Origin of the sequence: Bradyrhizobium sp. USDA 223 (genome assembly GCF_044909005.1) — a bacterium.
Classification (GTDB): domain Bacteria; phylum Pseudomonadota; class Alphaproteobacteria; order Rhizobiales; family Xanthobacteraceae; genus Bradyrhizobium; species Bradyrhizobium yuanmingense.
Window position 1 is genome coordinate 4,674,055 of the sequence record NZ_JBIYDR010000001.1, and the last position, 24,746, is coordinate 4,698,800.

The 24,746-nt window shown below is 65.8% G+C and carries 24 protein-coding genes and 1 pseudogene; 11 read left to right on the plus strand and 14 right to left on the minus strand.

The genetic code is table 11. The annotated features are described in order from the left end of the window. Nucleotides 1-78: 78 nt before the first annotated feature. Nucleotides 79-963 (plus strand): Ku protein, encoded by an 885-nt coding sequence (locus ABIA40_RS21735; RefSeq protein ID WP_157281790.1) that lies wholly within the window; start codon nt 79-81, stop codon nt 961-963. 120 nt (nt 964-1,083) lie between these two features. On the opposite strand, the gene ABIA40_RS21740 is transcribed toward ABIA40_RS21735, so the two are convergent. From ABIA40_RS21740 to ABIA40_RS21765, 6 genes and pseudogenes are all read right to left on the minus strand, one after another. Continuing rightward, a complete protein-coding gene (locus ABIA40_RS21740) occupies nt 1,084-1,773 on the minus strand; it encodes a response regulator (protein WP_271542004.1) in 690 nt (229 codons plus the stop codon). Then, nucleotides 1,770-4,494: pseudogene (locus ABIA40_RS21745) on the minus strand (DUF4118 domain-containing protein). Before ABIA40_RS21745 ends, ABIA40_RS21740 begins: the two are co-directional and overlap by 4 nt. A 40-nt stretch (nt 4,495-4,534) precedes the next feature. Further along, complete coding sequence (locus ABIA40_RS21750; protein ID WP_404543198.1) at nt 4,535-5,140, minus strand: K(+)-transporting ATPase subunit C; 606 nt, start codon at nt 5,138-5,140, stop codon at nt 4,535-4,537. Between the two features lie 109 nt (nt 5,141-5,249). Further along, nucleotides 5,250-7,367, minus strand: a complete 2,118-nt coding sequence (kdpB, locus tag ABIA40_RS21755) for a potassium-transporting ATPase subunit KdpB (RefSeq protein WP_275508596.1) — start codon at nt 7,365-7,367, stop codon at nt 5,250-5,252. A gap of 23 nt (nt 7,368-7,390) precedes the next feature. Continuing rightward, the gene (kdpA, locus tag ABIA40_RS21760) at nt 7,391-9,094 is read right to left on the minus strand and encodes a potassium-transporting ATPase subunit KdpA (RefSeq protein WP_404543199.1); all 1,704 of its coding nucleotides are present in this window, start codon (nt 9,092-9,094) and stop codon (nt 7,391-7,393) included. A 113-nt stretch (nt 9,095-9,207) separates the two neighbouring features. Beyond that, nucleotides 9,208-9,297: a K(+)-transporting ATPase subunit F gene (locus ABIA40_RS21765; protein WP_035698142.1), complete on the minus strand. Its 90-nt coding sequence runs from the start codon at nt 9,295-9,297 to the stop codon at nt 9,208-9,210. 609 nt (nt 9,298-9,906) lie between these two features. Between ABIA40_RS21765 and ABIA40_RS21770 the strand changes: the two genes are divergently transcribed. Continuing rightward, complete coding sequence (locus tag ABIA40_RS21770; protein ID WP_404543201.1) at nt 9,907-10,371, plus strand: hypothetical protein; 465 nt, start codon at nt 9,907-9,909, stop codon at nt 10,369-10,371. A gap of 23 nt (nt 10,372-10,394) precedes the next feature. Further along, on the plus strand, nt 10,395-10,586 hold the full coding sequence (locus ABIA40_RS21775) for a hypothetical protein (protein ID WP_157281804.1): 192 nt from the start codon (nt 10,395-10,397) through the stop codon (nt 10,584-10,586). Between the two features lie 40 nt (nt 10,587-10,626). On the opposite strand, the gene ABIA40_RS21780 is transcribed toward ABIA40_RS21775, so the two are convergent. Further along, nucleotides 10,627-11,208 carry a TetR/AcrR family transcriptional regulator gene (locus ABIA40_RS21780; protein WP_275497078.1) on the minus strand — a complete coding sequence of 194 codons (582 nt, stop codon included), beginning with the start codon at nt 11,206-11,208 and terminating at the stop codon, nt 10,627-10,629. An 86-nt stretch (nt 11,209-11,294) separates the two neighbouring features. Here ABIA40_RS21780 and ABIA40_RS21785 point away from each other — a divergent pair, with 86 nt between their 5' ends. From ABIA40_RS21785 to ABIA40_RS21795, 3 genes are all read left to right on the plus strand, one after another. Continuing rightward, the gene (locus tag ABIA40_RS21785; RefSeq protein WP_404543202.1) at nt 11,295-12,035 is read left to right on the plus strand and encodes a crotonase/enoyl-CoA hydratase family protein; all 741 of its coding nucleotides are present in this window, start codon (nt 11,295-11,297) and stop codon (nt 12,033-12,035) included. Between the two features lie 84 nt (nt 12,036-12,119). Then, the gene (gene upp / locus ABIA40_RS21790; protein WP_172786898.1) at nt 12,120-12,755 is read left to right on the plus strand and encodes a uracil phosphoribosyltransferase; all 636 of its coding nucleotides are present in this window, start codon (nt 12,120-12,122) and stop codon (nt 12,753-12,755) included. Between the two features lie 33 nt (nt 12,756-12,788). Next, a complete protein-coding gene (locus ABIA40_RS21795) occupies nt 12,789-14,363 on the plus strand; it encodes an AMP-binding protein (RefSeq protein ID WP_404546299.1) in 1,575 nt (524 codons plus the stop codon). A 20-nt stretch (nt 14,364-14,383) separates the two neighbouring features. Here the strand turns inward: ABIA40_RS21795 and ABIA40_RS21800 are convergent, their stop codons facing one another. Then, entirely contained in the window at nt 14,384-15,550 is a 1,167-nt protein-coding gene (locus ABIA40_RS21800) for an acyl-CoA dehydrogenase family protein (RefSeq protein WP_404543203.1), read from the minus strand. Nucleotides 15,551-15,646: 96 nt separating this feature from the next. Between ABIA40_RS21800 and ABIA40_RS21805 the strand changes: the two genes are divergently transcribed. Next, nucleotides 15,647-16,150: a MaoC family dehydratase gene (locus tag ABIA40_RS21805; RefSeq protein ID WP_343212595.1), complete on the plus strand. Its 504-nt coding sequence runs from the start codon at nt 15,647-15,649 to the stop codon at nt 16,148-16,150. Beyond that, the gene (locus ABIA40_RS21810) at nt 16,150-17,001 is read left to right on the plus strand and encodes a CoA ester lyase (protein ID WP_198399641.1); all 852 of its coding nucleotides are present in this window, start codon (nt 16,150-16,152) and stop codon (nt 16,999-17,001) included. Before ABIA40_RS21805 ends, ABIA40_RS21810 begins: the two co-directional genes overlap by 1 nt. Before the next feature lie 251 nt (nt 17,002-17,252). Here the strand turns inward: ABIA40_RS21810 and ABIA40_RS21815 are convergent, their stop codons facing one another. Further along, entirely contained in the window at nt 17,253-17,657 is a 405-nt protein-coding gene (locus ABIA40_RS21815) for a hypothetical protein (RefSeq protein ID WP_157281814.1), read from the minus strand. 264 nt (nt 17,658-17,921) lie between these two features. Between ABIA40_RS21815 and ABIA40_RS21820 the strand changes: the two genes are divergently transcribed. Together ABIA40_RS21820 and ABIA40_RS21825 are read left to right on the plus strand one after the other, a co-directional pair. Next, nucleotides 17,922-18,140: a hypothetical protein gene (locus ABIA40_RS21820; protein ID WP_157281816.1), complete on the plus strand. Its 219-nt coding sequence runs from the start codon at nt 17,922-17,924 to the stop codon at nt 18,138-18,140. Beyond that, nucleotides 18,137-18,295 carry a hypothetical protein gene (locus ABIA40_RS21825; RefSeq protein ID WP_404543204.1) on the plus strand — a complete coding sequence of 53 codons (159 nt, stop codon included), beginning with the start codon at nt 18,137-18,139 and terminating at the stop codon, nt 18,293-18,295. The genes ABIA40_RS21820 and ABIA40_RS21825 overlap by 4 nt, the downstream gene beginning before the upstream one ends. 311 nt (nt 18,296-18,606) lie before the next feature. Here the strand turns inward: ABIA40_RS21825 and ABIA40_RS21830 are convergent, their stop codons facing one another. From ABIA40_RS21830 to ABIA40_RS21845, 4 genes are all read right to left on the minus strand, one after another. Then, on the minus strand, nt 18,607-19,713 hold the full coding sequence (locus tag ABIA40_RS21830; RefSeq protein WP_271542058.1) for a trypsin-like peptidase domain-containing protein: 1,107 nt from the start codon (nt 19,711-19,713) through the stop codon (nt 18,607-18,609). A 164-nt stretch (nt 19,714-19,877) separates the two neighbouring features. After that, entirely contained in the window at nt 19,878-20,213 is a 336-nt protein-coding gene (locus ABIA40_RS21835) for a hypothetical protein (RefSeq protein ID WP_157281818.1), read from the minus strand. 87 nt (nt 20,214-20,300) lie between these two features. After that, nucleotides 20,301-20,792, minus strand: a complete 492-nt coding sequence (locus ABIA40_RS21840; RefSeq protein WP_057026078.1) for an Hsp20/alpha crystallin family protein — start codon at nt 20,790-20,792, stop codon at nt 20,301-20,303. Between the two features lie 74 nt (nt 20,793-20,866). Continuing rightward, on the minus strand, nt 20,867-21,328 hold the full coding sequence (locus ABIA40_RS21845; protein WP_036042370.1) for an Hsp20 family protein: 462 nt from the start codon (nt 21,326-21,328) through the stop codon (nt 20,867-20,869). A gap of 308 nt (nt 21,329-21,636) precedes the next feature. On the opposite strand from ABIA40_RS21845, the gene ABIA40_RS21850 reads away from it, so the two are divergent. After that, entirely contained in the window at nt 21,637-23,199 is a 1,563-nt protein-coding gene (locus ABIA40_RS21850; protein WP_404543206.1) for a hypothetical protein, read from the plus strand. Here ABIA40_RS21850 and ABIA40_RS21855 read toward each other — a convergent pair. Continuing rightward, nucleotides 23,188-24,489 (minus strand): MFS transporter, encoded by a 1,302-nt coding sequence (locus tag ABIA40_RS21855; protein WP_404543207.1) that lies wholly within the window; start codon nt 24,487-24,489, stop codon nt 23,188-23,190. The genes ABIA40_RS21850 and ABIA40_RS21855 overlap by 12 nt on opposite strands. Nucleotides 24,490-24,746 lie beyond the last annotated feature (257 nt).

Sequence of the window (24,746 nt, forward strand, 5' to 3'; positions counted from 1 at the left end):
GGCGAAAGTCCCGCCCGGAACCAAAACCCCATGGGGCGGTTGGGGTTCCAAAACGCCTTGAAAACGCTGGAGAATGGAATGGCCCCGCGCGCCTATTGGAAGGGAACGTTGAAGCTGTCGCTGGTCAGTTGCCCGGTCGTGCTTTATCCGGCGACCACCGCGGCCGAGAAGACGCGATTTCACCTGATCAACCGCGAGACCGGGAACCGGCTCAAGCAGCAGATGATCGATTCCGAGACCGGCGACGTCGTCGAGAGCGAGCAGAAGGGCCGCGGCTACGAAGTGCGCAAGGGCAAGTATGTCGAGATCGAGCCGGAGGAGCTCGAGGCGGTCCAGATCGAGAGCAATCACACCATCGATATCGAGAGCTTCGTGCCACGCGAGGAGATCGACCAGCGCTATCTCAACCATCCCTATTACATCGCGCCCGACGGCAAGGCGGCGGTCGATGCGTTCGCGGTGATCCGCGACGCGATGAAGGACCAGGAGCGCGTGGCGCTCGCCAAGATCGTTCTGACCAATCGCGAGCACGTCATGGCGATCGAGCCGCGCGGCAAGGGCCTGCTCGGCACCACGCTGCGTTTCCCTTACGAGCTGCGCGAGGAGGACCAGTTCTTCGACGACATCAAGAGCCCGAAGATCACCAAGGACATGGTCGAGCTCGCCGGTCACATCCTGCAGACCAAGGCGGCGCATTTCGATCCCAGCAAGTTCAAGGACGAATACGAGGACGCGCTGAAGGCCCTGGTGAAGCGCAAGGCCAGCGGCAAGAAGATCGAGCTGCCCGAGCCCGAGGAGCGGCCGAGCAACGTCGTCAGCCTGATGGACGCACTGAAGCAGAGCCTGAAGGGACGCGGCGGGAAGAAGACGGCGGCGAAGTCCCATGCGCGCCGCGCGACCGGACGGCACCGCAGCGCGAAGAAGGCGCACCGGTCGACGGCAAGGCACAGGAAGGCGGGTTAGTTCGTCATTCCGGGGCGATGCGAAGCATCGAGCCCGGAATCCATCGTGCCAAGCGCGACGGGCAGAGAAATGGATTCCGGGCCCGCGCCAACGGGCGCGTCCCGGAATGACAGCCGGGGTCTATTCCCCCGCCTTGAGCCGATACCCGATCCCGGTCTCCGTCAGCACGTATTGCGGCCGTTCCGGATCGGCTTCGATCTTCTGGCGAAGCTGGCGGACATAGACGCGCAGATATTGCGCGTCGGTCAATTCGTCCCACAGCTCCTTCAGCAGGAAGCGGTGGGTGAGCACCTTGCCGGCGTGCTGCACCAGCACCCGCAACAGGTCGTATTCCTTCGGCGAGAGCTTCACCTCGCGATCCCCGGCCTTGACGATGCGGCGAACGAGATCGACCGAGAGATCGCCGGTGCGGAACACCGGGCGCTCGCCCTTGACCTGAAGCTGGTGGCGCAGCGCGGCGCGCAGGCGCGCCAGCAGCTCCTCCATGCCGAACGGCTTGGTGAGATAATCGTCGGCGCCGAGATCGAGCGCCTGGACCTTGCCGGCTTCGTCGCCGCGGCTCGACAGCACCACGATCGGCACGCCGTCGTTGCGGGCGCGGATGGTGCGGAGCAGCTCATGGCCTTGAACGTCGGGCAGGCCGAGATCGAGGATGATCAGCGCCGGCTCCTCGCCAAGTTTCTGCAGCGCCGTCTTGCCGTTCGGCGCTTCCAGGATTTCGTAGCCCTGGGTCGTCAGCCCCATCCGCAGCAATTTGCGGATCGGCGGCTCGTCGTCGATGACCAGGACCTTGATCGGAGCAGCGCTCATGCGGCGGTATCCAATGCGTGGCTCTCTGCCGGAACCGGCAGGCGAATGGTGAGGACCGCGCCGCTCCGCTCGCTGCGATTGGCGGCGGAGATCGTGCCGCGCATCGCCTCGACGAAGCCGCGGGAGATGGCAAGCCCGAGCCCGGTGCCGGGACGGACGTGATCGCCCTTCTGCACGCGATAGAACTTGTCGAACACGCTCTCGAGCTCGTCCGGTGGAATGCCGGCGCCCTCGTCGGCGACCTCGAGCACGACATGAGCGCTGTCGCGCCGGCCGCGGATCGAGATCGTGGTTTCGGGGGGCGCGTATTTCGCGGCGTTGTCAAGCAGGTTGAACAGCACCTGCTCGAACAGCACGGCGTCGAGCTGGAGCATCGGCAGCTCGGCGGCCAGCACCAGCTCGACCTTGTGGCGGCTGAGGATCTTGCTGGCGCGCCGGAGCGCGCTGCCGACGATCTCGCTGAGATCGTGCAGCGCTGTGTTAGGGCACGATGGCGCCGGATTCGAGCTTGGTCATGTCCAGCAGATTGGCGATGAAGCGGTTGAGCCGCTCGGATTCGTCGATCACGGTGGCGAGCAAATCGCGCTTCTCGGTGTCCGAGAGCGCGCCGGCGAGATCGCGCATGGTGGAGGCCGCCCCTAACACCGAGGCGAGCGGCGTCTTCAAATCGTGCGAGATCGAGGTGAGCAGCGCCGAGCGCAGCCGCTCAGATTCGACGGTGCGCTTGACGCGGTCCATGTCCTCGACCAGCAGCACACGCTCGATCGCGAGCGCGCCCTGGTCGACCAGCGCATCGAGCAGCCGCCGCTGGTCCGGCGTCAGCAGCGGGCCGGTGCGATCGTTGTCGATGCCGATCACACCGATCGGCCCTCGGCCGGTGCGCATCGGCAAAAACAGCCGTTTTGCGCCCGGCAACGTGTCCGAGCCGCGGCCGGCCGGGCGATCGTTGCTCCAGGCCCAATTGGCGGCGGCAAGATCGGCCTGGTCGAGCTCGTCTTCGGGTGGATAGCCTGATTTCACCGTCAGCAGGCCTTCATCCGGCAACAGCAGCACCACGCGGACCTTCAGCATCAATGCGGTCTGGTAGGCACTCGCCCACAAGACGTCGTCGAGCGTGGCCGTGCCGGCCAGCTTGCGGCTGAAGGCATAGAGTTGCTCGGTCATCCTGATCCGGCCGATCGCGGTGTCGGCCTGGATGCGCACGCGCGCCGCGACATTGGAGACGATCATCGCCACCACCATGAACAGCACGAAAGCGGCGACATTGGTCGGGTCGGTGATCGTGAAGGTGTAGATCGGCGGGATGAAGAAGAAATTGTAGCAGAGCGAGGCCGCCACCGTGGCCAGCAGCGAGGGCCACAGGCCGTAGCGCACGGCAACCGCGACGACCGAGGTCAGCAGCACGAGATCGACGTTCTCGATGCCGAAATAGGGCTGGATCAGCTTGGCAGCGCCGAGACCCACAAGCACGATCCCAAGCGCCTTGAGAAAAGGCAAGGAATCGAACGGCTCGGATCGTGCGGCGGTCTGCACCGCCATCTTGGGCGCGGCCTCTTCGGAAAGCTCGTTCCCGGGGATGACGTGAACGCTGATATTGCCCGCGCGGCGCACCAGATCGTGCACGACCGAGCCGCGCGTCATCTCGAACCAGCGCGAGCGCGTCGACTTGCCGATCACGATCTGGGTGACGTTGTTGCCGTGCGCGAAACCGATGAGATCATCAGCGATACGGCGGCCGACGGCGGGAATGGTCAGCGCCTCGCCGCCGAGCGATTCCGCAAGCCGCAGCGTGTCGGCCAGCCGATCCCGCTCCTCGTCGGACAATTGCAGCGATCGCCGCGTCTCGATCGAAATCGCGGTGAACGGCGCATGCAGCCGGTCGGCCAATCGTTTGGTGTAGCGCACGAGGCCGGCCGCGCGCGGGTCCTCGCTGACGCAGACCAGGATGCGCTCGCCCGCCGCCCAGGGCCCCGGAATCGCATTCGCCTGCATGTGGTTGAGCAGCTGCTCGTCGACGCGCTCGGCGGTGCGCCGCAGTGCGAGCTCGCGCAGCGCCGTGAGATTGCCCGGCGAGAAATAATGCTCCAGCGCCCGCTCGGCCTGCTTGGGCACATAGACCTTGCCCTCCTTCAGGCGCTGGATCAGGTCGTCTGGCGTGAGGTCGATCAGCTCGATCGCGTCGGCTCGGTCGAACACCGAATCCGGTACGGTCTCGCGCACCCGGACATGGGTGATCTGGGCAACGACATCGTTCAGGCTCTCGATGTGCTGGATGTTGACGGCGGTATAGACGTCGATGCCGTGCGAGAGCAGCTCCTCCACGTCGAGATAGCGCTTGGGATGGCGGCTTCCGGACGCATTGGTGTGGGCGAGCTCGTCGACCAGCGCGATCTGCGGCCGCCGCGCGATCACCGCGTCGAGGTCCATCTCTTCGACGATCTGGCCGCGGTAGTCCAGCCGCTTGCGCGGGACCACTTCGAGGCCGCGCACCAGCGCCTCGGTCTCGGCGCGGCCATGGGTCTCGACGAAGCCGACCACGACATCGATGCCGGCCTTGCGCTTGGCCTGGGCGCTTTGCAGCATCTCGTAGGTCTTGCCGACGCCGGGAGCGGCGCCGACGAAGATCTTCAGCCTGCCGCTCGCACCCTCCTCCCGGCGCGCCGCTTCCAGCAGGGCCTCCGGTGACGGACGTTGTTCGGGATGGCGACGCTCTCGGACCATCTTGCCAGTATAATCACCCGTCCACTGCGAGCCTAGACCGCTACTTCGCGGCCATGCGATCGAGCGCGAGATTCAAGGCCAGAACGTTAACCCGGGGCTCGCCGAGCAGGCCGAGCAGGCGGCCTTCGGTGCTGGCGGTCACGAGCTGCTTGACCTGATCCTCGGGCAGATTGCGCGCCTTCGCCACGCGCGGCACCTGGAATTGCGCCGCTTCCGGCGAGATGTTCGGGTCGAGGCCGCTGGCCGAAGTCGTCACCAGGTCGACCGGCACGGGGGCGTTCGGATTCTCGGCCCTGAGCTTGGCCACATCCTCCTTCAGCCGGTCGGCCAGCGCCTTGCTGGTCGGACCGAGATTGGAGCCGCCCGAATTGGCGGCGTTGTAGGACGCGGGCACCGTCTTGGTCGAATCGTTCGGGTCCGGCGCCAGCGTCGCCGAGGGGCGGCCGTGGAAGTACTTGTCGTCCTTGAACTCCTGCCCGATCAGGGCGGAGCCGATCACCTTGCCGTCTTTCTCGATCAGGCTGCCTTGCGCCTGCACAGGAAACAGCGCGCCGGCAATGCCGGTCATTGCGAGCGGATAGATAAGGCCCGTGATAGCAGTGAGCGCCAGCAAGAGGACGATGGCGGGGCGGATTTCTCTGAGCATGTTGGGTCTCCTATGTCTTCCGTCATTGCGAGCGAAGCGAAGCAATCCAGGGTCTTTCCACGGAGGCAGTCTGGATTGCTTCGTCGCAAGGGCTCCTCGCAATGACCGGTTATGCCAAGTGCAAGGCGGTCACCGCGAGGTCGATCGCCTTGATGCCGATGAAGGGAATGACGATGCCGCCGAGGCCGTAGATCAGGAGGTTGCGGCGGAGCAGCGCGCCGGCACCGACGGCGCGATAGGCGACGCCCTTCAGCGCCAGCGGAATCAGCGCGATGATGACGAGCGCGTTGAAGATGATGGCCGACAGGATGGCACTTTGCGGGCTCGACAGGTTCATGACGTTGAGGACGTTGAGCTGGGGGTAGAACGCCAGGAACATCGCCGGGATGATCGCAAAATACTTGGCGACGTCGTTGGCGATCGAGAACGTCGTCAGCGCACCGCGCGTCATCAGGAGCTGCTTGCCGATCTCCACCACCTCGATCAGCTTGGTCGGGTTGGAGTCGAGATCGACCATGTTGCCGGCCTCGCGGGCGGCCTGAGTGCCGGTATTCATCGCGACGCCGACATCGGCCTGGGCGAGCGCCGGGGCGTCGTTGGTGCCGTCGCCGCACATCGCCACCAGCTTGCCCTTGGCCTGCTCGTCACGGATCAGCTTGAGCTTGTCCTCGGGCGTTGCCTGCGCCAGGAAATCATCGACGCCGGCTTCCGCGGCGATGGCGGCCGCCGTCATCGGGTTGTCGCCGGTGATCATGATGGTGCGGATGCCCATGCGGCGGAGTTCGGCGAAGCGCTCGCGGATACCGCCCTTGACGATGTCCTTGAGCTGGACGATGCCGAGCAGCTTGCCGTCCCTGGCGACCGCCAGCGGTGTGCCGCCGGCCTTCGATATCTCATCGGCGATGGTCTGGATCTCGCGGCCAACCTCAGAAAGCCCGCCGGGCTGAAGGGCACGCGCGGTGCTGCCCGAGGCAACCGCCAGCGGTGCACCGCGGCCGACATAGTTCAGCATCGCATCGACCGCGCCCTTGCGCACCGACGAGCCGCCGGCGTCGACGCCGCTCATGCGGGTCTGCGCCGTGAACGGAACGAAGGTCGCGCCCAATTCGGCCATGTCGCGGCCGCGGATGCCGTACTTCTCCTTGGCCAGCACGACGATGGAGCGGCCTTCCGGCGTCTCGTCCGCCAGCGAGGCGAGCTGGGCGGCATCCGCCAGCTCCTGCTCCGTGACGCCGCGCACGGGACGGAAGGCCGTCGCCTGCCGATTGCCGAGCGTGATGGTGCCGGTCTTGTCGAGCAGCAGCGTGTCGACGTCGCCGGCGGCCTCGACCGCGCGGCCCGACATCGCCAGCACATTGAAGCGCACCAGGCGGTCCATGCCGGCGATGCCGATCGCCGACAACAGCGCGCCGATCGTGGTCGGGATCAGCGTCACGAACAGGGCCACCAGCACGACCACCGAGATCGAGCCGCCGGCATAGGCGGCATAGCTCGGGATCGTGACGGTGGCGAACACGAAGATGATGGTGAGGCCGGCGAGCAGGATGTTGAGCGCGATCTCGTTCGGCGTCTTCTGCCGCTCGGCGCCCTCGACCAGCTTGATCATGCGGTCGATGAAGGTCGATCCCTGCGCGGCGGTGATGCGCACCCGGATCCAGTCCGACAGCACCTGCGTGCCGCCCGTCACCGCCGAACGGTCGCCGCCGGATTCGCGGATCACGGGCGCGGACTCGCCGGTGATGGCGGCCTCGTTGACGGAGGCGACGCCCTCGACCACCTCGCCGTCCGAGGGGATGGTGTCGCCCGCCTCGACCAGCACGAGATCGCCGACCTTCAGGCTCGTGCCTGACACGAGCTTGTAGTCCCGGCCCGCGCCGCTCAGGAGCTTGGCCTGGCTCTCGGTGCGGGTCTTGCGCAGCGTCTCGGCCTGCGCCTTGCCGCGGCCCTCGGCGACGGCTTCGGCGAGATTGGCGAACAGCACGGTGAACCACAGCCAGAGGATGATCTGGAAGGTGAAGCCGAGATTCTCCCCGCCGGTGACGAGGTCGCGCAGGAAGATCACCGTGGTGAGCGCGGCCACGATCTCGACCACGAACATCACGGGATTCTTGATCATGGCGCGCGGATCGAGCTTGGTGAAGGCAGCGCCGATCGCCGGCATCACGATCTTGGGATCCAGCATCGCCGAGACCGGCATGCGCTTGTTGGATTTGTGGACAGGTTCCATGGAGGTCACTCCGAAAAGCGAGATCAGAAGACGTTGCCGGCGTTCATCGCGAGATGCTCGACGATGGGACCGAGTGCGAGCGCCGGGAAGAAGGTCAGGCCGCCCATGATCAGGATGACGCCGACGACGAGGCCGACGAACAGGCCTCCGGTGGTCGGAAAGGTGCCCATCGACGGGGGGATCGACTTCTTCGCGGCGAGCGAGCCTGCGATCGCCATGGCCGGAACGATCATGAAGAAGCGACCGACGAACATCGCGCTGGCGAGCGTGAGATTGTAGAACAACGTGTTGCCGGTGAGGCCCGCGAAGGCCGAGCCGTTGTTGGCCGCCCCCGACGTGAAGGCGTACAGCACTTCGGTGAAGCCGTGCGGTCCGGCATTCGCCATCGACGCCACCGCCGCGGGATAAACCACAGCGACGGCGGCCCAGCCGAGAATCATCAGCGGCAGGACGAGAATGGCGAGCATCGCCATCTTGACTTCCCGCGCCTCGATCTTCTTGCCGACATATTCCGGCGTACGGCCGACCATCAGGCCTGCCACGAAGATCGCGAGAACGACGAACAGCAGCATGCCGTACAGGCCGGCGCCGACGCCGCCGACGATGATCTCCCCTAACTCCATGTTGATCAGCGGGATCATGCCGCCGAGCGCGGTGAAGCTGTCGTGCATGGCGTTCACGGCGCCGCACGACGCGGCGGTGGTGATCACCGCGAACAGCGAGGACGCAACGATGCCGAAGCGGACTTCCTTGCCCTCCATGTTGCCGCCGGTCAGGCCGAGTGCATGCAGGGTCGTGGTGCCGCTGGCTTCAGCCCAATAGCAAACGGCGACGCCTGCGACGAACAGCACGCCCATCACGGCGAGGATCGCCCAGCCCTGGCGCTGGTTTCCGACCATGCGGCCGAACACGTTGGTGAGCGCCGCGCCGAGCGCGAAGATCGACAGCATCTGCACGAAGTTCGACAGCGCGGTCGGATTCTCGAAGGGATGCGCGGCGTTGGCGTTGAAGAAGCCGCCGCCGTTGGTGCCGAGCATCTTGATCGCGACCTGCGAGGCGACCGGGCCGACCGCGATGGTCTGCCTGGCGCCTTCGAGCGTGGTCGCTTCGACGTAGTCGCCAAGCGTTTGCGGGATGCCCTGCCAGACCAGGAACAGCGTGAACACGACGCAGATCGGCAGCAGGATGTAGAGCGTGCAGCGGGTCACATCGACCCAGAAGTTGCCGATTGTGCGCATGGACGCGCGGGCAAAGCCACGGATCAGCGCGACCGCGAGCACGATACCGGTCGCCGCCGACAGGAAATTCTGGTGGGTCAGGCCGACCATCTGGACGAGATAGGACAGCGTGCTCTCGCCGCCGTAGTTCTGCCAGTTGGTATTGGTGATGAAGGAGATCGCGGTGTTGAAGGACAAATCCTCGGCGACCGCGGACTGACCGGCCGGATTGAACGGCAGCACGGCCTGCAGCCGCATCAGGCCGTAGATGATGAGGAAGCCACCGACATGAAACAGCAGCATCGCGACCGTGTAGGTCAGCCAGTGCTGCTCGCGCTTCTCGTCGACGCCGGAGATCCAATAGATGCCGGCCTCGATCGGCCGCAGGACGGGCGGCAGGAAGGTGCGCTCGCCGTTGAACACGCGCGTCATGTACCAGCCGAGCGGCTTGGTCAGCGCGACGATGATGACGCAGAAAAGAATGATCTGGAACCAACCGATCGCAGTCATGGCATCAACCCTTCAGGCTTTTGGTCCGGCGCAAAAGCGGCAGGAGCGGCGCGAGCAGGCCCGCGACGAGCGCAGCCTCGGCCAGCAGCAATTTTGCGAGCAGCAGCACGGCGTCAGAACCGCTCGGGCCGCAGCAGTGCATAGGTGAGATAGATCAGGAGGCCGAACGAGACGGCGCCAGCGAGCGCATAATCGAAGATCATGGTCCCGCTCCCTCACAGCCGTTCGCAGGCATAGGTGTAGCCGATCGCAAGGGCAAAGAAGATGAAGCCCAACGCCAGCATCAAAAGGTCCATCATGGCGATACTCCTTAGGAGAGACGAGTCCGGGATAGCCCGTCTCTGGATCCCGGCGGGCCGCTTGCTGCGATCGAGCGCGGCACGGGCGGGACGTCACCGCGGTGAAGTGCCACCGTGCCCATAAGTTTTCGAGATGAGGCCTATGGCGACGTTATAGGAATCTCATAAAGGCCGGCCCGTCCCGGTGCAGGGCTATCGCGCCTGAGAGCTTTCCCCGCAGCCATCCTTCGAGACGCCCGCTTGGGGCGGGCTCCTCAGGATGAGGGCGGAGTGCGGCCATAGTTTCAGCGGGCACTGACGCCGATGAGCCTCATCCTGAGGAGGCGCGTCAGCGCCGTCTCGAAGGACGAGGCGTGCGCACGGGCTGCCGCTACGAGTCCGCTGACCGGGAAGGCCCGGCCGCTTATGGAATCCCTATATCTCTCGCCCAATCCCTCTCTCGTTTTCAAATGCTCTTCCCGCCATCTTGGCGAGGCCGGCCGACTGACCGACGCCAATTCCAGGAGGCCTGCCATGACCGCTCTCCACCCGCTCGATCTCCCCTCGCTCGCCGAACAGCTGCGCAAGGCCCATTCAATGACGCGGCCGCTGATGCTCGACATCATCGGTCGCGCCTGCCGACGCTTGCCGTCGCTGGGCCGGAGCGAACGCGCAGCCCGCGTCATGCGCCTGATCGATGCGGAAGCCTGGGCCGATGCGGCGCTGGCGCTGATGGAGCTCGAGCTGCCGATGTGGCAGGTCCGCCGCATCGCCTACGATGACGGCGAGTGGCATTGCGCGCTGTCGCGCGAGCGCGAGCTGCCGGACTGGCTGGATTCCGCGGTCGAGGCGCGCCATGCCGACCTCGCGCTCTCTCTGTTGTCGGCGTTCGTCGAAGTCCGGACGCTGGCCATCGAAGTGTCGCGGCCGAGCGTTCCGTCGGTGTGCCCTATGGTGGATCCGCTTTACGAGCCGGTCGCCTGCCACAATTCCCGCTAGACGCATCTGAAAGGACACGAGAAATGCCGACGCCGATTCTCGGCTTTGAACGCCCCCGTCTGAGGGCTGAACAGCAGTTGCGCATATCGAAGCTGCGCAAAGCTCGACTCGAGCGTATCGCCCTGGATGGGTTGGCCATGCTGTCGATGGGCAGCGTGCTCACCGCGCTGATCGCGCTGAGGACCGCAATCCATATCTGGCATCTCCAGGCCTGACCGGCATTGCAGATGTCATGACTTTTCGCGGCCTCGGCGGCTAGCGCCTCACCTCCGCCTCGATCAGTCGCGCCAGCTCCGACGCGGTGACCTCGATCGGCCGGCCGCTGCGCTCGACGCGGGCCTGGATCAGCGCGCCCTGGAGCGCCGACGTGCAGAGCACCGCCAGCGCCTCCGCCCGCGGCCTGGCAAACCCGTCGGCGACCAGCTTGTCACGCAGGATCGATAGCCGTGCCGCATAGGCCTTGCGACCGGCCTCCGACACGGCGCGCTCGCGCGGCGCAAGCTCGAGCAGCACGGTCGTGATCGGGCAGCCGTTACGGAAGCCGGAGCCCTGCATCCAGCCTGCCAGCAGTCTGGCGTGCGCGCGCAAGAGCTCGCCGGTCGAACCGCACTCTGCCGCGAGCTCGGCGACCGTCGCCGCGACGCGGCGGCCCGCCTCCTCCACCGCCGCCACCGCGATCGAGGATTTTCCGTCCGGAAAGTAATGATAGAGCGACCCCTTCGGCGCGCCGCTGACGTCGACGATGTCGTTGAGGCCGGTGCGGGCAAATCCCTGGCGGCGGAATAGCGTCACCGCGGCATTGATGATGGGCTGACGGTGCTTCGGCACGGCCGGCATGGTACTCTCCTCCGCTCGGAAATTATATTGATTGGTCTACATCAGCCTCCGACAGTCAAGGCATGACAACTGACGGAGAGAGGCAGATGCCTGAGAGAGTGACCTATGAACTGAACGACGGCGTGGCGCGGATCGGGCTCGACGACGGCAAGGTCAACGTGATGTCGGCCGCGATGCTGGGCGAGATCGGCGCCGCCTTCGACCGCGCCGAGACGGAGGCGGAGATCGTGGTGCTGCGCTCGGGCCGGCCCGGCATCTTTTCCGCGGGCTTCGATCTGAAAGTGTTCGCCTCGGGCGATGCCGCCAGGAGCCTCGAGATGGTCCGGGCCGGCGCCGAGCTTGCGCTGCGGCTGATGTCGTTTCCGCATCCGACCATCGGCGTGATGGAGGGCCATGCTTACCCGATGGGAACGTTCCTGCTGCTCGCCTGCGACGTCAGGCTGGGCGTGCGCGGACCGCACCGCATGGGGCTGAACGAGGTGGCGATCGGCATCGCGCCGCCCAGCTTTGCCATCGAGCTCGCGCGCAGCCGGCTGCATCCGGCCTGGCTCAGCCGTACCGTCACGCTGGGCGAGATGTACGAGCCAGAGGAGGCGCAGACGGCCGGCTTTCTCGATCGCGTGGTTGCACCTGAGATGGTCGACGCCACGATCGAGACGATCATCACCGGCCTGCGCGCCATCCACAAGCCGTCGCATGCCACCGCAAAGCGGCGCCTGCGCCGGGGAGCCATGGACGCCATGCGCGCGGCGATCGACCGCGAGCTGACCATGGCTGCCTATGAGGCAAGCAACCGCGCGCGCAGCGCAGTCGCGCTGCCCGGTTGAGGCCGGCTACCCCGCGGAAAAGGCGTTGCCTAAAACCACCTGGCCGATCTGGCGCAGATTCACGGAACCGTGTAGAGCGGTTTCATGAGCACCAGCAACGTCAACGTCGTCGCCCACCCCCTGGTCCAGCACAAGCTCTCCCTGATGCGGGAGAAGGACCGCTCGACCAAGAGCTTTCGCGAGATCCTGAACGAGATCGGGATGCTGCTCGGCTACGAGGTGACGCGCGACCTGCCGCTGGAGCTGGTCGAGATTGAGACGCCGATTGCGGCCATGCAGGCGCCCAAGATCGCCGGCAAGAAGCTCACGCTGGCCCCGATCCTGCGCGCCGGCGTCGGCTTCCTCGACGGCATGCTGGCGCTGATGCCTTCGGCGCGCATCGCCCATATCGGGCTCTACCGCGACCCGGAGACGCTGCAGGCCGTGGAATATTACTTCAAGGCGCCGCAGGACCTGTCCGACCGCACCGTGATCCTGATGGATCCGATGCTGGCGACCGGCAATTCCGCCTGCGCCGGCGCCTCCCTGCTCAAGGCGCGCGGCGCCCGCGACATCCGCTTCGTCTGCCTCCTGGCCGCGCCTGAAGGCATCGCCAAGTTCCAGAGCGAGCATCCCGACGTGCCGATCTGGACCGCCGCGATCGACGAGCGGCTCAACGACCACGGCTATATCGTGCCGGGCCTGGGCGATGCCGGCGACCGGATGTTCGGCACCAAGTAGACAGGTTTTCGCGATCGGGTTAGTCCGATGGCCATGAGTGCCAACGATGTTTCGCTGCAATCGCTGCTCCGGATCGAGACCGCCGCCGATCCTGCCCTGGTCTTCGACGGAAAGCCCGTCTCTCGCGCGGAATTCTCGGTAAAGGTCGAGCAGACAGCCGCCTGGCTAGCCGCGCAAGGCATCGGCAAGGGCGACGTCGTCGCGGTCTGGCTGGTCAACCGGGTCGAATGGCTTGCACTGCTGTTCGCCGCCGCACGGCTCGGTGCGGTCGTCGCCGCCGTCAATACGCGCTATCGCAGCGCAGAAGTCGCGCACCTGCTCAAGCTATCAGGCGCGAAGCTCATGGTCGTCGAGGCCGCATTTCGCGCGATCGACTTTGCCGCCATCCTCGCCGATGTCGCCGAGGCCGAGGTGCCCGCGCTGCAACGGCTGGCCGTGGTCGGCGCGGATGCGATCCCCGCACGCTGGCCCTGCGTGCGGTTCGATGCGTTCGAGACGCCTTACCCGCCCCCTCCGCCGATCCAGTATGATGTCGATCTGCCCGTGCTGCTCTACACCACGTCAGGCACGACCAAGGGGCCGAAGCTGGTCGCGCATTCGCAAGCGACGCTGGCGACGCACGCCGTCTCCGTCGCCCGCGCGCTCCAGCTCGATCCCCGGCGTCATTCGCTGCTGGCGATGCTGCCGTTCTGCGGCACGTTCGGCATGACGAGCCTGCTCGGCTTCCTCGCCGCCGGTGCGACTATTCATGTGCTCGACGCCTTCGAGGCAGCGCCGGCGCTGAAGATCCTCAGCACGCAACGGATCACGCATTCCTTCGGTTCGGACGAGATGTTCCGGCGCATCCTCGCCCTCACCGATGCACCACGCCCGTTTCCGCATCTCGAAGTCTGCGGCTTCGCCGCGTTCCAGCCCGGCTGGCGCGAGCTGGCTGTGGAAGCCGAAGCGCGCGGCATGAAGCTGTATGGCCTCTACGGATCGAGCGAGGTGCAGGCGCTGTTCTCGATCGGCCGCCCCGGCGATGCCTTTGCCGATCGGGTCGAGGGCGGCGGCTGGCCGATGTCGCCGGAGGCGAAAGTCCGCGTGCGCGAGGTCGAGACAGGCGAGCTCGCTGCCAGCGGCGTCTCCGGCGAGATCGAGATCAGCGCGCCCTCGCGCTTCCTCGGCTACTTCAACAATCCGGAGGCGACGCGCGAGGCGATCACCGCCGACGGCTTCTTCCGGACCGGCGACATCGGCCGGCTGCGCGGCGACGGGTCGTTCGTCTACGAGACTCGCGCCGGCGATGCGATGCGCCTCGGCGGCTTCCTGGTCGCGCCCGGTGAGATCGAGGACGAGCTCAAATCCTGCACCGGTGTCGCCGACGCCCAGGTCGTCGCCATCGATCTCAAGGGCCAGGCGCGCTGCGTCGCCTTCGTGATCCCGACAACGGAGCCGCCCATCCAGGAGACGCTGATCGCGCGTCTGCGCGAGCGGCTCGCCGGCTACAAGGTGCCGGCGCGGATCTATGTCGTGGACGCCTTCCCCGTCACCGACAGCGCCAACGGCGTGAAGATCCAGCGCGCCAAGCTTCGCGCCATGGCGATGGAGCGGATCGCCGCCGAATAGACCCGTTCAGTACGACTTGTTCAGTACGACTTCGCGAGCCCCAGCACCTTTTCCGCGATGAAGCTGAGCGCGAGCTGCGGGCTGACCGGCGCGATGCGCGGGATCAGCACCTCCCGCAAATAGCGCTCGACATGGAATTCCTTGGCGTAGCCGAAGCCGCCATGGGTCATCACCGCCTGCTCGCAGGCCGAGAAGCCCGCTTCGCCCGCCAAATATTTTGCGGCATTGGCCGCGGCGCCGCAGGGCATGCCCTTGTCGTATTGCCAGGCCGCCGACATCACCATCAGCCAGGCCGCCTCGAGCTCGACCCAGTTCACCGCAAGCGGATGCTGGATGCCCTGGTTCTTGCCGATCGGCCGGTTGAACACGACGCGCGTCTTGGCGTATTCGGTCGCGCGCGACAGCGCGAGTTTTCCCAAACCGACAGCCTCGGCCGCGATCAGGATGCGCTCCGGATTCATGCCTTCGAGGATGTACTCGAAACCCTTGCCTTCCTCGCCGATGCGATCCTCCATCGGGATCTCGAAGTCCTCGAAGAACAGCTCGTTGGAATCGACGATCTTGCGGCCCATCTTTTCGATCTCGTGGACCTTGATCCTGTTGCGGTCGAAATCGGTGTAGAACAGGCTGAGACCGTGGGTAGGCGAGCGCACCTCCTCCAGCGGCGTGGTGCGCGCCAGCAGCAAAATCTTGTGCGCGACCTGCGCCGTCGAGATCCACACCTTCTGGCCATTGACGATGTAGCGGTCGTTCTTGGCGACCGCGCGGGTCTTGAGCTGGGTGGTGTTGAGGCCGGTGTTGGGTTCGGTGACGGCGAAGCACGCCTTCTCGCGGCCTTGGACCATCGGCGGCAGCATGCGCCTGCGCTGCTCCTCGGTGCCGAACACGACGACGGGGTTGAGCCCGAACACGTTGATGTGCACTGCCGAGGCACCGGACATGCCGGCACCCGACTCGGCAATGGTGCGCATCATGATCGCCGCTTCCGTGATGCCAAGCCCGGAGCCGCCATACTTTTCCGGCACGCAGATGCCGAGCCAGCCGGCGTCCGCCAGCGCCTTGTGGAAGTCGTGCGGGAAGCCGCCGTCGTGGTCCTTCTTCAGCCAATAGGCGTCGGGAAAGCCTTCGCAGATCTTGGCGATGGCGTCGCGAATGGCTTCCTGCTGATCGGTGAGCGCGAAATCCATGGTCTTGATCTCCCTTCGCCAAGCGTTCTTTAGCTCGAAAAACTGCAGGCAGATACGTGAATTTGCCCGCGAAGTGTGTCTACCATGCATGGGGTCATGCGGCGCGACGCTGCGCGTGCGCCGTTATTTCGCAGGGAGGAAACCGCGATGGCCGGACTATATTTCGAGGACTTTTCCGTGGGCCAGGAGTTCAGGCATCCGCTGACCCGGACCGTCACGGAGATGGACAACACCATGTTCAGCCTGCTGACGCTCAACCCGCAGCCGCTGCACATCGACGCGCATTTCGCCGAGAAGACCGAGTTCGGCCAGCGCATTTTCAACAGCCTTTACACGCTCGGCATCATGATCGGCATGACGGTCTATGATACGACCTTAGGGACTACCGTCGCCAATCTCGCCATGACCGACGTCACCTTTCCGAAGCCGGTCTTCCATGGCGACACGTTGCGGGCCACGACAAAGGTGCTCTCTGTGCGGGAATCCAGATCGCGGCCCAAGGCCGGTATCGTCGAGTTCGAGCACCATGCCCTGAACCAGAACGACGAGATTGTCGGCAAATGCCGCCGCATGGCGATGATGCACAAGAGGCCGGTCTGATGCGCTCGATGCTGTTCGTGCCGGGCGATTCCCCGCGCAAATTCGAGAAGGCGAGCGAAGGCAAGGCCGACGCGCTGATCATCGATCTCGAGGATTCCGTCGTCACCGAGAAGAAGGCGGAGGCGCGTGAGCTGACGCTCTCGATGCTGAAGAGCCGCCCCGGCCCGCATCAGCTCTATGTCCGCGTCAACGCACTCGACACCGGCATGACGCTGGCCGATCTCGCCGCGATCATGCCGGGCAGGCCTGACGGCATCGTGCTGCCGAAATCGCAAGGCGGCGAGGACGTGCGTCAGGTCGCAACCTGGCTCGAAGCTTTGGAAGCCGCCTCCGGCATCGCGATCGGCGCGACCCGCATCGTCTGCGTCGCGACGGAGACTGCCGGCTCGATCTTCGGGCTCGGCAGCTACAAGGGCTGCTCCCCTCGCCTCGCCGGCCTGATGTGGGGCGCGGAAGATCTCTCCGCCTCGCTCGGCGCTACCGAGAAGGCGAGCGGCGGCGTGTTCCACAGCCCCTATCGCCTGGCGCGGGATCTCTGCCTGATGGCGGCGGCAGCCGCCGAGGTCGCGCCGATCGACACGGTTTACACCGACATCGACAATCTTGCCGGCCTCGAGCAGGAGACGCGTGCCGCGCGGCGCGACGGTTTTTCGGCCAAGGCGCTGATCCACCCCAAGCATGTCGACATCGTGAACGCGGCCTTCGCGCCGACGGAGGCCGAGCGTGCCTGGGCGGAGAAGGTGATCGCGGCGTTCGCGAGCAATCCCAATTCCGGCACGCTGCGGCTCGACGGTCAGATGATCGACAAGCCGCACCTTCGCGCCGCGAAGAAGATTCTCAGCCAGCCCTAGAGCGGGACGCAAGCCTCGTCCGCTAAAGCGAAATGAGATTCGATGTTGCAAGGAGGGAGGTACGCTCCCTCTCCCGCTTGCGGGAGAGGGTTGGGGAGAGGGTGCTTCCGCAATGGGACAATCCCCTAGAGGAGAAAGCCCTCACCCGGCGCTTCGCGCCGACCTCTCCCGCAAGCGGGAGAGGTGACCAGCCCGCGGCAGTATTCAAGCTAAACCATCGCGCTATAGGCTGCAGCCTGAAGTTGGCGGTCTCAGTCGAACCCCTGAACGGGCGGTGCCGGGGAATGCGCCGGCGCGGCAGGGGTGGCTTGAACCGGCGGAGCCTGGACCGGCGGCGGGGCCGGATTGCCGGCAGCTCTCATCTGGCCATTGGCGGCCATCGCCTCGCGCGTGCGCGACGGGCTGCCGGTCGCGGCGGCGCGACGTGGCGGCGGCTGCCGGTGCCTTGCCGACTGAGAGCCTCTCAGGCCCCAGGACCGGGCGATCGAAGGTCCGGCCGTGTAGCCGATCAAGGCTCCGGCGACCGCACCGACCGGCCCAAGCACGACCGCACCCGAGACCGCGCCGAGCGCCGCATCGCCCGCGCGCTCCTGCGCGAGCGCGCTCGCGGGCACGCAGGCCAGCATTGCGACAGCAGTGATCAGTGCCTTGTTCATCGGAGCGCCTCCCTCGCGACAGATCACTCCTGCTCAAATATGGCCACACGAGGTTCGCTTGCCGGCCAACAAAAGGCAATCGCGCCCGGAACCCGGGCGTCCGGACAGCTCGACCGGCCGACCATCGATCTCCAGGAGCCAGCAACGAGGACAGGCGCGCCAACATCTTGACACCGCTTAGCCGCTGAATATTTTTTCGCCGAGAAGAGATCTTCTCATCCTCGCAAACCAAAGGATCTAACGCGACCGTCTGGAGAGACGACGATGCTCGATGAGAATTTGGCCCGCATTCGTGCGCACCGCAACAACATCCACCGCTACCGGCGCCTGCTGAAGACCAGGCTGTCGCAGCTTGAGCGCCAATTCATCGAGAGGCGACTTGCGGAAGAGCGATCGGCGCTCGATGGCCTGACCGCCACCACCTTTCCCGTCGGCTTCCGCGCCGCCGAGGCGCCGGCGGGCGCAATGGGGATGGCGCAATGAACAGCCAACGCGACCTGCTCATCCGCGGCAGCGAGAAGGTCATCGGCCATTACGAGCTGCTTCTTGCCAGCGCCAAGAGCGAGCATGAGCGCGAGCTCTATCGCCAGCGTATCGAACGCGAGCGGCGGCCGATCCGGGACCTGCAAGGCGAATAGGATCACCGCGCGGCCTGAGCTGGGAGATCGCGCCTCCCCGGCACCGTCGCAGGGAGGGCTATCGCATTTGAGAGCTCTCCCCTGCGGCCATCCTTCGAGACGCCCGCTTGAGGCGGGCTCCTCAGGATGAGGACGGAGTGTGTGGCTACAGTTTCAAGAGACACTGACGCCGATGAGCCTCATCCTGAGGAGGCGCGTAAGCGCCGTCTCGAAGGACGAGGCGTGCGCACCGGCCGCCGCTACAAGTCATATGCCATAGCCCTGCCATCGCACGACGAACCGCTTGCGCGGTTCGTCCCTGCGCATTCGTTTCAGCGGACGAGGCGATTGGGGCCTGCGAGCGCGCTGCTCGTGCCGGCTGCCGGCGCCACTCTCACCGTGGCGGTGAACGGCGCACCGTTGCGCAGCAGCGTGAGCTTCACGTCCTCGCCGATCCGCGCCAGGCCGATCGTGTTGCGGAGCTGGGCGGCAGTGCGGATCGGGCGGTCGTCGGCGCCGGTCACGACATCGCCCTTGCGCAGGCCGGCCTTCTCTGCGGGCGAATCCGCCGCGATCTCGGCGATGACGGCGCCCTGATTCAATCCCTTGTTGACCGACGGATGCAGGTCCTTCAGCGAAATGCCGATGCGACCGCGCTCGACGCGGCCGCTCACGATGATCTGCTCCATCACCTTGCGCGCCATGTTGACCGGAATGGCAAAGCCGATACCGACATTGCCGCCCGCGGGCGAGATGATCGCCGAGTTGATGCCGACGAGCTCGCCGCGCAGGCTGACCAGCGCGCCGCCGGAATTGCCGGGATTGATCGCCGCGTCGGTCTGGATGAAATCCTCATAGCCCTGCTTGCCTAGGCCGGTGCGGCCCAGCGCGCTGACGAGCCCTGAGGTCACGGTCTGGCCGAGGCCGAAGGGATTGCCGATCGCGAGGACGAAATCGCCGACATCGAGCCCGTCGCTGTCGCCGAAGGCAAGCGCCTTGAGCCCGACCGGGTTCTGGACCTGGAGCACCGCGACATCCGTCGGCGGATCACGGCCGATGACCTTGGCGGAAAACTGCCGGCCGTCCTTGGTCGTGATCTGAACGGCGGATGTGCCCTCGACCACGTGATTGTTGGTCAGCACATAGCCGCGCTGGGCGTCGACGATCACCCCGGAGCCGGTCGCATTGACCTCCTTCTCGATCTGCCGGGGGACGTCGAAGAACTCGCGAAACAGCGGGTCGCGATAGAGCGGGTTGTCCTCGCGCACGCGGCCATGCACGGAGATGTTGACGACGGCCGGCGTCACCTGGCGCACCAGCGGCGCCAGGGTCGGTACCGGACCGCCGGTCTTCAGATCCGGAATCTGGCCGGCGGCAGGCTGCGACGCCGTGAGCGTCAGCATCAGCAAGGCCAGGAACAGCAGACGCACAGCATTCATCATCGTCACCCTGCCGCGTTGTGTTGTGAGGATAGTCGGAACCTTGGTGCTTCAGCCTTCGTCGCCTGATGCGACGATCCAGCCTTGCAGGGCCAGAAGCGGGACGGTCCAGGCTGCCGCGGCCTGGCCGAGCAGCACGAGGGCGAGGACGGTGTTGGTGAGGATCATGCCGCCTGCCCTTCGGCGGCGGCCCATGGCCGCCGCAACCGCATCGGGACGCCGCCCCCGCGTGGCGGGTCGTCATTGTCGTTGTCGCCGTCGAGCTTGCGCAAGGCGGCCAGAATGTCGGCGAGCCGGACCGTGTGGCTCATGCCGGGAATCTCGCGCAAGGCGGGATAGGATTCGACCGCGTACATGTCCGATGCCCAGGACGACAGGATGACGCGCTTTTCGGGCGGTGAGAGCTCCTCGGCATTCAGGACGTCGGCAGGCGAGTCGTAGTGGGCGGCGGGATGAAACAGCGGATTGAGAGTGCCGGAATTGGTATTCACGTTGGTCATCGGTTAAGTCTCCCACATGCTCCTTTCCAGGGGGACGGCTTGTTGACGATGAGACGGCGGCGCCACATCGCCGCCGTCTCACTTGACTTAATGCGTGTTGATCGCGATGCGCTTGACGCCTTCGCGTGCCTTCTCCGACTTCGGCAGCGACACGGTCAGGACGCCATTCCTGAACGACGCCTCTGCCTTGTCCTCCTCGACACCCTCCAGCGGAATCTGCCGTTCGAAGGCGCCGTAATAGCACTCGGTGAAGAACCTGCCTTCGCCGTTGCGCTCCGCCTTCTTCTCGCCTCGCACGGTCAGCACGCCATTGGCGATCTCGACCTGAACGTCCTTCTCCGTCAGGCCGGGAAGCTCAGCCGAGACAGTCAGCGTCTTGTCGGTCTCGCTGAGCTCGACCTTCGGCCAGCCGAAACGGCCTTCCATCAGCGGCGACAGGTTGGTCGCCCCGAAGCCGCGGAAGACATCGTCGAACAGACGGTTCATCTCGCGGTGAAGCGTCAGGAACGGATCGAAATTGTCGCGCGCCGGCGCAAGCTCCTGGTTTTTCGACCAGGGAATGAGATCACGAAAAGCCATGGTACCCTCCTTCTTGCATCGGAAAGCGCGGCCCGCGCATGCGCGCGCCGCGTTCCGCCTGTTCGATCGAGCGCTCAGGCTGCTTTCTTCTGCTCGATCTGCGTTGCCGCAGGAGCGCCGCCCGCGATCGGAATGCGACGCGGCTTCATGGCTTCCGGAACCTCGCGGACGAGGTCGATAATCAGCAGCCCGTCCTGGAACGAGGCCTGCTTCACCTGGACGTAATCAGCGAGGTTGAACACGCGCCGGAACGGACGCGCGGCGATGCCCTGGTACAGGTATTCGCGCGCAGCCGTCTCGGGCTTCCTGCCCTCGATGGTAAGCGCGTTCTGTTCGGCCGTCACGGTGATGTCGTTGGCGCCGAAGCCTGCCACGGCAAGGCTGATCCGGTAATGGTCTTCGCCGGATCGCTCGATGTTGTAGGGGGGATAATTGTCCTCGGTCGCCTGGCGGAGCGTGCTGTCGACGAGGTCGGCCAGGTGGTCGAAGCCGATGGTGGAGCGCCACAGCGGCGCGAAGTCAAAGCTGGTCCTCATAACCAAGTCCTCCAAAGAGCAAGATGGATACGAAGGAGCGCAAGGCGGGATTTCAGACGGGTCCGAAAGACCAACCCGGCGCCCGTGCCGGACCCGGTTGGCATCCGACACACCGCTCTCGCGGCGAAAAACGACTTAGAAAACCGGAAACCGGTTTCAAGAGGGGCCAGCGGATTTTTTTTCGACCCCATCGATGGTCCGCCGAGCCCGGACGCTCTCGGCGGCAACGGCAAGGTAAAATAGGGGTACAATGGGCGGGTCGAGGTAAGGCCACGTTGCCTCCGCGCATCTGGCCCCGGGCAACGCGCATGACGAACCAGGCGGCAGCACACCGCAGACCAGGGACCCGACCGCGTCCGGCCGGTCGCACGGCGGGTGCGATTGCCCTGCTGGCCGCCGCAACCGCCTTTGCGGCGCATGCCGACGACATTGCCATCTCGCCTGCCGGGCTAGAGACGCTCGGAACGATCGATGCGCGCTTTCAATCCTACAACATCGAGATGGTGGAGGTGACCGGCGGACGGTTCTGGAAGCCTTATCCGCGAACCGCACGTGCCTTCGACGAACGGGATCGTTACAGCGCGCGGCCGCCGATCGATCTTGCCAATGCGCGACTGCGCCTGCTCGCCGCGGCGCTGTCGCCGGCCTATCTGCGCGTGAGCGGCACCTGGGCCAATGCGACGTTCTTTGCCGAGGCGCCGGGAGAGCCACCGCCGGGATTCAATTCGGTGCTCAGCCGAGCGCAGTGGCGCGGCGTCGTGGAGTTCGCGCATGCGGTCGATGCGGAGATCGTCACCTCCTTTGCGATCAGTCCCGGCAGCCGCGATGACAACGGCATGTGGAAGCCGGATCAGGCGCAGCAGCTGGTCGACACCACGCGCGCTCTGGGTGGGCGCATCGCCGCCGCCGAATTCATGAACGAGCCGACGCTCGCAGCGACGGGCGGTGCACCGGCGGGCTATGACGCGGCCGCCTATGGCCGCGACTTCAAGATCTTTCGCGAGTGGATGCGGCGCGCCGCACCGGAGACGCTGATCCTCGGTCCCGGCTCGGTCGGCGATGCACCATCGCCGTCCGGAACGGGGCTCACCACGCGGGACCTGCTTGCCGCATCCGGCCCCGGCGTCGATCGGTTCTCCTATCACCATTACAACACGATCTCACCGCGCTGTGGCGGGCACGACGATCCGGCGCAGGCCCTCTCGGAGCAATGGCTGGCGCGCACGGATGCGACGCTCGGGACCTACCAGGCGCTGCGCGACGCATTCGAGCCGGGCAAGCCGATCTGGCTGACCGAGACGGCTGATGCCGCCTGCGGCGGCGGCTTATGGGACCGGACTTTTCTGGACACGTTCCGCTATCTCGACCAGCTCGGACGCCTGGCGAAGGCCGGTGTCCAAGTGGTGATGCACAACACGCTGGCTGCCAGCGATTACGGCCTGCTCGACGAAACAACGTTCCGACCGCGGCCGAGCTATTGGGCCGCGCTGCTCTGGCGCCGGCTGATGGGAACGATCGTGCTCGACGCAGGCAAACCTGCTGCGCGCAATCTCCATCTTTACGCGCACTGCCACCCAGCCACGACAGGCGCGGTGTCGCTGCTCGCAATCAACACGTCGCGCGGCACATCGCGCACGCTATCGCTGCCGGAGTCCGCCGAGCGGTACACGCTGCACGCAGCGCAGTTGCAGGGTACGATTGTGCAGTTGAACGGCAAGAGGCTCACGCTGACCCCTGAGGGCCAGCTGCCCCGGCTCGAGGCACGCGCAGCACCGCCGGGAACGGTCAGGCTTGCGCCGACGACCATCACCTTCCTGGTGTTTCCGAACGCTGCAAATCCGGCTTGCTTGTCCCGACGCTCAGGATCTTAGCGAGTCCCGCGCCGTCTCCGGCGCCAGCAGCGTCGCGAGGATCGTGACGATCGACAGCGCGACGATGTAGACCGACACCGCCCAGTACGAGCCGGCCCAGGCCAGCAGCGCAGCCGCGATCAGGGGCGAGAAGCCGCCGCTGAGCGCCGCCGCGACGTTGGCGCCGAGCGAGGCGCCGCTGTAGCGCACCTGGGTGCGGAACAGCTCCGGCATGAACGCGGCCTTCGGCCCGAACAGCAGCGCATGGGTGAGCGTCATCGTGACGACGAGCGCAAGCGTGATCAGCGCCGGCTCCCTGGTGTCGACGAACCAGAACAGCGGGAATGCCAGCGCCACCGAGAAGACGCCGCCGGCCAGATACAGCGCCTTGCGTCCGAAGATGTCGGACAGCCAGCCGGCCAGCGGCAGCGTCGCGAACTCGACGATCGCGGCATAGACCACCGCATCCAGGATCACCTGCCGGGGCAGGCCGAGCCTGGTCGTCGCGTAAACCACCGTGAACACGGTGAGGAGATAAGCGAGCCCGACCTCCGACACCGTGATGCCGATCGCGAGCAGAAAGCTGCGCCAGTCGCGGCGCAGCACTTCGAGGGCCGGCTGCGCCAGCACCTCCTTGCGCTCGACGATCTCCTTGAAGTGAGGCGTCTCCGCAAGCTTGAGCCGCACGATGAAGCCGACGCCGACCAGCAGAATGCTGATCAGGAACGGCACGCGCCAGCCCCAGCTGAGGAAGTCCGCCTCGGGCAGCTTCGTCATCAGGGCGAAGATGCCGGTGGAAGCGGCGACGCCGACGGGAAAGCCGACCTGCACCAGGCTACCGTAGAAGCCGCGGCGATTGCCGGCGTGCTCGATCACCATCACGACCGCGCCGCTCCACTCGCCCCCGAGCCCGATGCCCTGAACGAAACGGAGGATCACGAGCAGGATCGGCGCCCAGACGCCGATCTGATCGTAGGTCGGCAGGCAGCCGATCAGGAAGGTGCCGAGCCCCATCGCGATCATGGTCGCAACCAGCATGGTCTTGCGGCCGAGCCGGTCGCCGTAATGCCCGATGATGGCGCCGCCGATCGGCCGCGCAACGAAGCCGACCGCATAGGTCGAGAACGCCGCCAGCGTGCCGACGAAGGGATCGAAGCTCGGGAAGAACAGCTTGTTGAAGACGAGCGCCGCCGCCGTGCCGTAGATCAGGAAATCGTACCACTCGATCGCGGTGCCGAGCGCACTCGCCCACACCACGTGCGCCGTCGTCGATCTCTCCGCGGAAGCGGAGACCCCCGTTGCTGTCGTCATGCCCTGCCCCAAAGGATTCCAGTGGGCATCATGGCCAAACGTTGTGACGGCTGCAATCTGTGGAGGTGTTGCCTCCCACAGGATTACGGCGCGGGATTTTGTGCGCAGGTGGCGCAACACCCGTCATTGCGAGGAGCCCTAGCGACGAAGCAATCCAGACCGCCTCCGCGGAAAGACTCTGGATTGCTTCGCGGAGCCTGTCATCGGGCCGCGCTTCGCGCGGACCCGGTGGCTCGCAATGACGCGTGTCGAGGCAG

Coding starts and splice junctions, on each gene's coding strand:
- ABIA40_RS21795 (WP_404546299.1), top strand. CDS start 12,789: ATGAGTGCCAACGATGTTTCGCTGCAATCGCTGCTCCGGATCGAGACC.
- ABIA40_RS21780 (WP_275497078.1), bottom strand. CDS start 11,208: ATGCCGGCCGTGCCGAAGCACCGTCAGCCCATCATCAATGCCGCGGTG.
- ABIA40_RS21770 (WP_404543201.1), top strand. CDS start 9,907: ATGACCGCTCTCCACCCGCTCGATCTCCCCTCGCTCGCCGAACAGCTG.
- ABIA40_RS21740 (WP_271542004.1), bottom strand. CDS start 1,773: ATGAGCGCTGCTCCGATCAAGGTCCTGGTCATCGACGACGAGCCGCCG.
- ABIA40_RS21850 (WP_404543206.1), top strand. CDS start 21,637: ATGACGAACCAGGCGGCAGCACACCGCAGACCAGGGACCCGACCGCGT.
- ABIA40_RS21825 (WP_404543204.1), top strand. CDS start 18,137: ATGAACAGCCAACGCGACCTGCTCATCCGCGGCAGCGAGAAGGTCATC.
- ABIA40_RS21765 (WP_035698142.1), bottom strand. CDS start 9,297: ATGATCTTCGATTATGCGCTCGCTGGCGCCGTCTCGTTCGGCCTCCTG.
- ABIA40_RS21855 (WP_404543207.1), bottom strand. CDS start 24,489: ATGACGACAGCAACGGGGGTCTCCGCTTCCGCGGAGAGATCGACGACG.
- ABIA40_RS21775 (WP_157281804.1), top strand. CDS start 10,395: ATGCCGACGCCGATTCTCGGCTTTGAACGCCCCCGTCTGAGGGCTGAA.
- ABIA40_RS21820 (WP_157281816.1), top strand. CDS start 17,922: ATGCTCGATGAGAATTTGGCCCGCATTCGTGCGCACCGCAACAACATC.
- ABIA40_RS21815 (WP_157281814.1), bottom strand. CDS start 17,657: ATGAACAAGGCACTGATCACTGCTGTCGCAATGCTGGCCTGCGTGCCC.
- kdpB (WP_275508596.1), bottom strand. CDS start 7,367: ATGGAACCTGTCCACAAATCCAACAAGCGCATGCCGGTCTCGGCGATG.
- ABIA40_RS21750 (WP_404543198.1), bottom strand. CDS start 5,140: ATGCTCAGAGAAATCCGCCCCGCCATCGTCCTCTTGCTGGCGCTCACT.
- ABIA40_RS21840 (WP_057026078.1), bottom strand. CDS start 20,792: ATGGCTTTTCGTGATCTCATTCCCTGGTCGAAAAACCAGGAGCTTGCG.
- ABIA40_RS21830 (WP_271542058.1), bottom strand. CDS start 19,713: ATGAATGCTGTGCGTCTGCTGTTCCTGGCCTTGCTGATGCTGACGCTC.
- ABIA40_RS21835 (WP_157281818.1), bottom strand. CDS start 20,213: ATGACCAACGTGAATACCAATTCCGGCACTCTCAATCCGCTGTTTCAT.
- ABIA40_RS21785 (WP_404543202.1), top strand. CDS start 11,295: ATGCCTGAGAGAGTGACCTATGAACTGAACGACGGCGTGGCGCGGATC.
- ABIA40_RS21845 (WP_036042370.1), bottom strand. CDS start 21,328: ATGAGGACCAGCTTTGACTTCGCGCCGCTGTGGCGCTCCACCATCGGC.
- kdpA (WP_404543199.1), bottom strand. CDS start 9,094: ATGACTGCGATCGGTTGGTTCCAGATCATTCTTTTCTGCGTCATCATC.
- ABIA40_RS21735 (WP_157281790.1), top strand. CDS start 79: ATGGCCCCGCGCGCCTATTGGAAGGGAACGTTGAAGCTGTCGCTGGTC.
- ABIA40_RS21805 (WP_343212595.1), top strand. CDS start 15,647: ATGCGGCGCGACGCTGCGCGTGCGCCGTTATTTCGCAGGGAGGAAACC.
- ABIA40_RS21810 (WP_198399641.1), top strand. CDS start 16,150: ATGCGCTCGATGCTGTTCGTGCCGGGCGATTCCCCGCGCAAATTCGAG.
- upp (WP_172786898.1), top strand. CDS start 12,120: ATGAGCACCAGCAACGTCAACGTCGTCGCCCACCCCCTGGTCCAGCAC.
- ABIA40_RS21800 (WP_404543203.1), bottom strand. CDS start 15,550: ATGGATTTCGCGCTCACCGATCAGCAGGAAGCCATTCGCGACGCCATC.